The sequence below is a fragment of the Streptomyces beijiangensis genome (assembly GCF_017315755.1).
GTDB lineage: Bacteria > Actinomycetota > Actinomycetes > Streptomycetales > Streptomycetaceae > Streptomyces > Streptomyces beijiangensis.
The window spans coordinates 1-1,514 of the sequence record NZ_JAFLRJ010000756.1 but is presented as its reverse complement, the minus strand read 5'-3'; the positions used below and the strand labels follow the sequence as shown (position 1 = coordinate 1,514).

At 69.8% G+C, this 1,514-nt stretch carries 2 protein-coding genes and 1 pseudogene; 1 reads left to right on the top strand and 2 read right to left on the bottom strand.

The window, feature by feature from the left end; genetic code table 11:
* Positions 1-57 precede the first annotated feature (57 nt).
* Positions 58-336 (bottom strand): RpnC/YadD family protein, encoded by a 279-nt coding sequence (locus J0695_RS38890; RefSeq protein ID WP_206969572.1) that lies wholly within the window; start codon positions 334-336, stop codon positions 58-60.
* A gap of 240 nt (positions 337-576) precedes the next feature.
* Here J0695_RS38890 and J0695_RS38885 point away from each other — a divergent pair, with 240 nt between their 5' ends.
* Complete coding sequence (locus tag J0695_RS38885) at positions 577-1,221, top strand: formylglycine-generating enzyme family protein (protein ID WP_242553741.1); 645 nt, start codon at positions 577-579, stop codon at positions 1,219-1,221.
* A 94-nt stretch (positions 1,222-1,315) separates the two neighbouring features.
* On the opposite strand, the pseudogene J0695_RS38880 reads toward J0695_RS38885, so the two are convergent.
* A pseudogene (locus tag J0695_RS38880) lies at positions 1,316-1,514 on the bottom strand (hypothetical protein); the annotation flags it as partial.

The window sequence follows — 1,514 nt, the reverse complement described above, 5'->3', positions numbered from 1 at the left end:
CCACCCCGCGTCGGTAAACACGACACTACGTCACCACGGGGCCCACTGGGAAATCGGTTACGCGAAGAGCTCGGCGGAGGTGGTGACGACGAGAGAACGCTCGATCCAGGACTCAAGCTGAGCCTGGTCCCCGCAGGAGGAGATCCGCTCACGCTCCTCGGCAGAGAGATCGACTCCACGCCGGTCCAGGACGAGCAGAAGAGCCCGAGCCTCCCCCTGAGGCACGCCCTTCTCCAGGCCCTTCTCCAGGCCCTCTTCCAGGCCCTTCTTCGCCGCGCTCTCGCGGATCATGGTCGCGGCCGCGCCCACGTACTCGTCGGGTTGCATGGCCTTCACCAGCGTCCTCCAGATGTCATAAGCGCGGCAGCCCTTCGCAGCGCACGGCGGGTGAGTTCTGGGTCCGCGCGGAAGATCCGGTGGGCGGACCCATGTGTCGTACCGACCATGATCAAGACGATAAGGACGAGCTTGACCGTGCGTAACCAAAACGCGGGCACATCACCCGCACGGGCACTGGCCCGACTATCCGCCCCGGTCACGGATCGTCCGGCCCGGCGCCGATAGGCTCTGCTGCCCATGGGGGACACGCGCGCAGCACAGAAGATGATCGACGTCCCGCCGGGGCAGGTCACACTGTCGGACCGGCGGACGCAGCGCAGCTGGGCGGTCGAGCTCGCGCCCTACCGGCTCGCGGCCGTCCCCGTCACCCAGCAGTTGTACGCGGAGATCACCGATCTGCGCCCGAGCACCACCATCGGAGACCTTCTCCCCGTCGAGAGCGTCTCCTGGTGGGACGCCGTCCGCTTCTGCAACGCCCTGTCCGCCCGCGACGGATTCACGCCCGCCTACCTGCTCCCCACAGACGGCGACGACGACGAGACCATCGAGTGGGACGCCTCCGCCGACGGCTACCGCCTGCCGACCGAGGCCGAGTGGGAGCACGCCTGCCGCGCGGGCACGAGCGGCCCGCACTACGGGGAGCTCGACGAGATCGCCTGGCACCGCGCCAACTCCCAGGAGCGCATCCACCCGGTGGGCGGCAAACAGCCCAACTCCTGGGGCCTGCACGACATGCTCGGCAACGCCTGGGACTGGTGCTGGGACGTGTACGACCCCGAGGTCTACGGCAGCTCCAGTGTTCGTCGAACCAGCCGCCGCAGCCACCCGAGCTACCGGGTCGACGACGTGGGATTCCGCCTCGCCCGGTCCGTCCCGAGGTGAGAACCCCACCGCACCACGGCCGCGCGGGCCTGGAGCACGCGGCCCTCGGGGGTGATCGTGAGGTGTTTACGGAACAGCCCCTCGGGATGTGACGTCACAGCGCGGCCCGCTGCCTCCTGGCCAGGAATCCCACGCCCACGACGATCGGCACGAGCAGCGCCAGGCTGACCGGCCCCGTCCCCCACCCGAGCCCGCCGCGCGCCGTGGACACCCCCGCCCAGTCGGCGAACGAGGCGCCGAGCGGCCGGGCCAGTACGTACGCCCACCAGAAGGCCACCACCGGGTTCAGACCG